Annotated in this window: 6 protein-coding genes; all 6 read right to left on the bottom strand. The window is 70.8% G+C overall.

Annotated elements, in window-relative coordinates; genetic code table 11:
• Nucleotides 1–1428: gamma-glutamyltransferase family protein (locus JWQ05_RS09165; RefSeq protein ID WP_299657752.1), on the bottom strand; the 1428-nt coding region annotated here is incomplete at its 3' end.
• Nucleotides 1429–1448: 20 nt separating this feature from the next.
• Nucleotides 1449–2378: an ATP-binding cassette domain-containing protein gene (locus JWQ05_RS09160; protein ID WP_299657750.1), complete on the bottom strand. Its 930-nt coding sequence runs from the start codon at nt 2376–2378 to the stop codon at nt 1449–1451.
• Nucleotides 2375–3406 (bottom strand): ABC transporter ATP-binding protein, encoded by a 1032-nt coding sequence (locus JWQ05_RS09155; RefSeq protein ID WP_299657748.1) that lies wholly within the window; start codon nt 3404–3406, stop codon nt 2375–2377. Before JWQ05_RS09155 ends, JWQ05_RS09160 begins: the two co-directional genes overlap by 4 nt.
• A gap of 1 nt (nt 3407) precedes the next feature.
• Nucleotides 3408–4334, bottom strand: a complete 927-nt coding sequence (locus tag JWQ05_RS09150) for an ABC transporter permease (protein ID WP_299657746.1) — start codon at nt 4332–4334, stop codon at nt 3408–3410.
• 76 nt (nt 4335–4410) lie between these two features.
• Nucleotides 4411–5355, bottom strand: a complete 945-nt coding sequence (locus JWQ05_RS09145) for an ABC transporter permease (RefSeq protein WP_299657744.1) — start codon at nt 5353–5355, stop codon at nt 4411–4413.
• A gap of 15 nt (nt 5356–5370) precedes the next feature.
• Nucleotides 5371–6876, bottom strand: a complete 1506-nt coding sequence (locus tag JWQ05_RS09140; RefSeq protein ID WP_299657742.1) for an ABC transporter substrate-binding protein — start codon at nt 6874–6876, stop codon at nt 5371–5373.
• Between the last annotated feature and the right edge of the window lie 12 nt (nt 6877–6888).

The following is a 6888-nucleotide window of genomic DNA, read 5'->3' as shown; positions in this document are numbered from 1 at the left end:
GCCCGGGCCGAAGCCGCCCTCGAGTTCGACGCCGCCGCTATAAGCGAAGCTGCGGGGAGCATCCAGCGCCTCCTGCACGTCGAGGCCCCGGTCGATGATGCCGGTGAGGAGCTCGACATGGCCCATGGCCTGGTAATGCCCGCCCATCACGCCGAAGGGGGCCACCACGGCGCCGTCACGCATCAGCATGCCGGGGATGATGGTGTGCATCGGGCGCTTGGAGGGGCCGATGGTGTTGGGGTGGCCCGGCTCGACCCGGAAGGAGAAGCCGCGATTGTGCAGGAGCACGCCGCTCTCCGGCGCGGTGATGCCGCTGCCGAAGCCCTGGAAGATCGAGTTGATCAGCGAGATCGCGTTGCCGTCCCGGTCGACCACGCAGAGATAGACCGTGTCGGTGTGGCGGATCTCCGGCCACAGCACGGGCTCCTGGGCGCGGCCCATGTCGATGGCCCCGTGCGCCCGTGCCTGCCAGGCCTGCGAGAGCAGGTGCTCGACGGGCACCGCGTTGACCATCGGGTCGGCGAAGAGCGCGTCCCGGTGGTGGTAGGCCTGCTTGCAGGCCTCCGCGAAGAGATGGACCCGGTCGAGTTCGGACAGCGCGCCGACATCGTATTGCGAGAGCACGTTGAGCATCATCAGGGCGGCGAGGCCCTGGCCGGCGGGCGGGCATTCGTAGACGTCGTAGCCGCGGTAGCGGGTCGAGATCGGCGTCACGTATTCGGGCGCGGCCGCCGCGAAATCCTCCAGCGTGTGCAGGCCGCCGAGCGCCCTCAGGCGCGAGACCATGTCCTGCGCCACCGGGCCCTCGTAGAAGCCCGGTGCGCCGTGCTCGGCGATGCGTCGCAGGGTGGCGGCGAGCCTGGGGTGGCGCATCGTCGTGCCGACCTTCGGCGCCTCGCCGTCGATCAGGTAGGCGGCGGCCGAGCCCGGATCGGCCCGCAGCTTGTCGCGGTTGCGCGCCCAGTCGTAGGCGACGCGCGGCTGCACGGGGTAGCCCTCCTCGGCGTAGCGGATCGCCGGCTGGAGCAATTCCCCGAGGCTGCGGGTGCCGTGGTCGGCCAGAAGCCGCGCCCAGGCCGCGATGGCGCCGGGCACCGTGACGGCATGGGCCGAGGTCGGCCCGATGGCGACGTCGTTCTCGACGTACCAGGCATCGTGCGCGGCGGCCGGGCTGCGGCCCGAGCCGTCGAGGGTGATCGGCACGGCGGCGCCCTTCGGCGCATACAGCGCGAAGCAATCGCCGCCGATGCCGGTCATGGCCGGCTCGACCACGCCCTGCACGGCCACAGCCGCGATGGCGGCATCGACCGCGTTGCCGCCCGCGCGCAGGACCCCGATTCCCGCCAACGTCGCCAGGGGATGGGAGGTCGCGACCGCCGCGTTGGCGGCGTAGACGGGCGAGCGCCCCGGCTTCGAGAAATCTCTCAACGGATCAGGTCCTTGACGGTTCAGGGATGGGGATCGCCCGCGACCCAGTGGCCGGGGGCGACCTCGACGAGGGCGCCGATCGTCTCCGGGTCGACGGCGGGCATGCGGGCGGCGTCGCGCAGGCGGGCGCGCTCGGCCACGGGGTTGGGTACCGGCACGGCGCCGAGCAGGCGGCGGGTGTAGGGGTGGCGCGGGTCGTCGTAGAGGCTATCGGCATCGGCCAGCTCGACGATGCGGCCGTGCCAGAGCACGGCCACGCGCTGGCACAGGTAGCGCACCATGCGCAGGTCGTGGGAGATGAACAGGTAGGAGATGCCGAGTTCGTCCTGCAGGTCCTGCAACAGGTTGACGACCTGGGCCTGGATCGAGACGTCGAGGGCGGCGATGGGCTCGTCGGCGACGATGAAGCTCGGCTTCAGCGCGATGGCGCGGGCGATGCAAATGCGCTGGCGCTGACCCCCCGAGAACTGGTGCGGATAGCGCCGGGCGAAGCGGGGATCGAGCCCGACCCGCGCGAGCAGGCCCTCGACCTCGTCGCGGCGCTCCGCGCGGGCCATGCCGGGGCGATGCAGGATGAACGGCTCGGCCACGTAATCGCCGATGCTCATGCGCGGGTTGAGGGCCGCATAAGGGTCCTGGAAGACCATCTGGATGCGGGCTCGCACCCGGCGCATCGCACGTGGATCGAGCTTGGCGAGGTCGGTGCCCTCGAACGCGACGGTACCGGCGCTCGGCGGGTTCAGCATGGTGACGGCGCGGCCGATGGTGGACTTGCCCGAGCCGGATTCGCCCACCAGCCCCAGGGTCTCGCCAGGGCGGATGTCGAAGCTGACATCCTCCACCGCCCGGAACACCGAGCCCTTGCCGCCCCACCATGTCCGCAGGGGGTAGTGCTTGCTCAGGTTGCGCACCGAGAGCAGCGGATACGCGTCGGAGGGCTCCGGCCTCATCGGGCGGCGCCCTCCTCTGCGAGCCGCGCCGGCAGGTCGTACCAGGCGGCCACGAGGTGGCCCGGCGCGGCGCCGGGGGCCTGGGCCAGGGGCGGCGGCTCGGTCAGGCAGCGGGCCGTCGCGTAGGCGTTGCGCGCGGCGAAGGGATCGCCGGGCGGGGGCGTGCGCATGTCGGGCGGGGCGCCCTCGATCTGGTGCAGGCGCCGGCGTCCGGCCCGGCCCCGGCTGAGGTCGGGCAGCGAGCGCAGAAGGCCCAGCGTGTAGGCGCTGCGCGGGTCGGCAAAGATGTCGTCCACGGGGCCGCGCTCGAGGATGCGCCCGGCATACATCACCTGCACGGTGTCGGCGATGCCCGCCACCACGCCGAGGTCGTGGGTGATCCAGATGATCGCCATGCCGATCTCGCGCTTCAAATCCTGCACCAGCGCGATGATCTCGGCCTGAACCGTGACGTCGAGGGCGGTGGTCGCCTCGTCCGCGATGAGGAGCTTCGGGCGACAGGACAGGCCGATGGCGATCATCACGCGCTGGCGCTGCCCGCCGGAGAATTCGTGCGGGTACTGGTCGAGGCGCGCGCTTGCATTGGGGATGCGCACGAGGTCGAGGAGGTCCTTGGCGCGCGCCCGCGCCGCCTGGGCGTCGAGGCCGAGATGGATGCGCAGGGGTTCGACGATCTGCGCGGCCACCGTCATGCCGGGGTTGAGCGAGCTCATCGGATCCTGGAACACGAAGCCGATCTGCCCGCCACGGACTTTTCGCAGGTCTCGCTCCGGCAGGTTCAGGAGGTCGCGGCCCTCGAACAGCACCTGCCCGCCGGTGATGCGGCCGGGCGGGCGTGGGATCAGGCCGAGCATCGCCAGCACGTGCACGCTCTTGCCCGAGCCGGATTCCCCGACGATGCCCAGGGTCTCGCCCTCCGCGAGCGTGTAGGACACGCCGTTGACCGCGTGCACCGCGCCGCCCTCGCTGTCGAAGGCGACGCCGAGGTCGCGGACCTCCAGCAGGGTCTTTGCCGATGTCTCCGCCATCTCAGGTCCTCTGCCGGGGGTCGAGGGCGTCGCGCAGGCCGTCGCCGAGGAGATTGAAGGCGAGCACCGCGAGGAAGATCGCGGCGCCGGGCCAGATCGCCATCCAGGGCGCCAGTTCGAGGAAGTTCTTGGCGACGTTGAGCATCGAGCCCCAGGACGGCTCGGGGGGCTGCTGGCCGAGGCCGAGGAAGGACAGGCTCGCCTCGGCGATGATCGCGGCCGCGATGGTCAGCGTCGCCTGGACCAGGATCGCCGGCACGATGTTGGGAACGATGTGGCGCAGGGCGATCCGCCAGGGCGGGTTGCCGACGGCGCGGGCGGCTTCCACGAACTCCTCCGCGGCCACCGCCTGCACCTGCGCGCGGGTCAGGCGCACGAAGGTCGAGGTCGCCGAGAGGCCGATCGCCACCATGGCGTTGGTGAGGCTCGGCCCCAGGAAGGCCGCGAGCGCGATGGCCAGGATCAGGAACGGAATGGCGAGCAGCGCGTCGGTCAGGCGCATGATCGCCATGTCGAGGATGCCCCCGGCATAGCCGGCGATCAGCCCGAAGGGCAGGCCCAGCGCCACCGCCAGCGCCACGGAGGTCAGGCCCGCCCCGAGGGAGGCGCGCGCCCCGAAGACGATGCGCGAGAGCACGTCGTGCCCGACCTCGTCGGTGCCGAAGGGATGCGCCCAATCGGGCGGGGAGCGGATCGCGCCCCAATCCGTGGCGATGGGGTCGTAGGGCGCGATCCAATCGGCGAAGACCGCCATGAGGATCAGCGCCACCACGATGACGAGGCCCAGCATGGCGCTGCGGCGCGCGGTCAGCCGCGTCCAGAACGCGCGGATCGGGCCGGGCTCGGCCCGCAGGACGGGTGCGGCGGCGGGCAGCGCCACGCCGACGGGCGAGAGGGCGGCCTTGGTCATCGGTCGCCTCGACGGCATGCGGATCGGTCGGGCAAGCGCGCCGCGCTCCCTCTGCTCGGAGGAGAGGCTCGGCCGGTCCGGGCAGGGCCCATGCTCACGCGCGCCTCAGCTTCGGGTTGACGAACGCCGCCAGGAGGTCGGCCGCGAGGTTGAGGAGGACGTATGTGGTGGCGGTGCAGATCACGACGCCTTGGACGGTGGCGTAGTCGCGGTTGAACACCGCATCGACCATCAGCTTGCCGAAGCCCGGCACCGAGAACACCTGCTCGGTGAGCACGGCGCCGGACAGCAGCTGCCCGAATTCGAGGGCGCCCAGGGTGATGATGGGGATCGCGGCGTTGGGCAGGGCGTGGCGCAGGATCAGCCTCAGGGGCGAGACGCCCTTGGCCCGCGCGGTCCGGACGTAGTCGCTGCCGAGCACGCCGAGCATCGCCGCGCGGGTGTGGCGCATCATCACTGCCGCGATGGCGTTGCCGAGGACGAAGGCCGGCATCGCCATCGCGCGCAGGTTCTCCGACAGACTTTCGAAAGGCGAGACGTAGCCGGAGGCCGGCAGCCAGCCGAGATGCACCGAGAACAGCAGGATCATCAGGATGCCGAGCCAGAAGTTCGGCACCGACAGGCCCCAGAGCGCGATCCCGTTGGCGATGGTGTCGGCGGCCTGGCCGCGCTTCACCGCGGAGAGGATGCCCATGGGCACGCCGATGGCGAGGGCCACCAGCATGGCGAGGCACGCGAGTTCGAGGGTCACCGGCAGCTTCTCGACGACGAGGTCGAGTACCGGCTTCTGCAGGCGGATCGACTCGCCGAGATCTCCCTGGAGCACGCCGCCGGCCCAGAGGGCGTAGCGCACGGGCAGCGGCTGATCGAGGTGGTACTTCTGCCGGATGAAGGCGATGACCTCGGGGTCGCGCTCCTCGCCCGACAGGGCGGTGGCGGTGTCGCCCGGCAGCAATTGCTGCAGGGTGAAGATGATCATCGAGGCGATCACCAGGGTGGGGATCGCGAGCGCGAGGCGCTGGACGAGGACGCGCAGCATCGGCCGGGCTCCTCCTCAGTTCAGCTTGAGCCCGCCGAAGCGCACGAGACCGTCGGGGTAGGGCGTGAAGCCGGACAGCTTCGTGGTGTAGGCCCAGAACAGCTTGCGGTGGAACAGGTAGATCAGCGGCCGGTCGGCCATCACCTTGTCGGCCAAGCGCTTCCAGGCCTCTCCCCGACGCGCCGGGTCCACCGTCGCGCGCTCGGCGGACAGCGCCGCCTCGGCGTCCGGGTCGCAGTAGCGGGCGTAGTTCAGGGGTGTCTTGCAGGCGAGGAAGCTGAAGGTGTTGCCGTCCGGGTCCGGCCGGCCGCTCCACGAGTAGAGATAGGCCTCGAAGTTGCCCTTGTCGGCGGCGTCGAGCGCCGTGGTGAAGTCGGTGGCCTGGAGCTTCACGTCGAAGCCGGCCTCGCGGGTCATGGCCTGTATGACCTGGCCCACCTGCGGCGCCTCGTTGTTGGCGTAGACGGTCAGCGTGATGCTGGGCTTTGGCACCCCGGCCTCGGCGAGCAGCGCCTTGGCCTTGGCCACGTCGCGCTTCCCGATCGGATACTCCTTCACGTAGGCCGGATGCTTCGGCGAGACCCACTGGTTGCCGGGCAGGAACTCGCCGCCGAACACCACCTGGTTCAGGGCGTTGCGGTCGATGGCGAGGTCGAAGGCGGCGCGCACGCGCGGGTCGGCCACCGGTGAGCCGGGCTTGGCCGCGTTGAAGACGATGGACTGGAAGCCGAGCTCGATGGTCGAGCCGACCTTCAGCTTGGGATCGCGCGTCACCTGCGGCAGGTCGGTGGGGGTCAGGCGCTCCAGGAGTTCGAGCTGCCCGGCGCGCAGGTTGGTCAGCCGCACGGTCCCGTCGGGAATGGGGCGGAACTCGATCCGCTTGAGGTGGATCTGGTCCTTGTTCCAGTAATCGTCAAAGCGCTCGAGCACGATCCGGTCCTGGGGCACCCGCTCCACGAACTTGAACGGTCCGGCGCAGACCGGCGCGGTGGAGAACTTGTCGCCGAGGCGCTCGGCGGCTTTGGGCGAGACCATCATCCCGGCCCGGTCCGTGAACTGGGCCATCAGCGGCGCGAAGGGCGTCTTCAGGATGATCCTGAAGGTCAGGTCGTCCACCACCTCGACCCGGTCGATGGGCGCGATCTCGCCGCGCCGCTGCGAGCCGGGCAGCTTGAGGTGCCGCTCGATGCTGTACTTGGCCGCCGCCGCGTCGAGCTTCTCGCCGTCGTGGAACAGCACGCCGGGCCGCAGGGTCATGGTCAGCGTCTTCTCGTCGGGCGAGAGGCTCCAGCTGGTGGCGAGCTGCGGCACCGGCTTCAGGTCCGGCCCGATATCCACGAGCTTGTCGCACAGTGCCGCGAAGACCATCCGGCTGGTGAAGGTGCGGGCCAGCGTCGGGTCGAGGGCGTCGGGGTCCTCCATCAGGCCGAAGCGCAGGGTCTGCGACGGAGGCGTCTGGGCCCAGACCGATGACGCCGAGGCGGCGGCCGCGACGAGGCAGGCAGCGAACAGGCGCAGCATCGAGTGTCCTTC

The sequence above is a fragment of the Methylobacterium sp. genome, from assembly GCF_028290105.1.
In the GTDB taxonomy this organism is placed as follows: domain Bacteria; phylum Pseudomonadota; class Alphaproteobacteria; order Rhizobiales; family Beijerinckiaceae; genus Methylobacterium.
The sequence above is the reverse complement of the archived record's forward strand: the minus strand, read 5'-3'. Positions and strand labels throughout refer to the sequence as shown.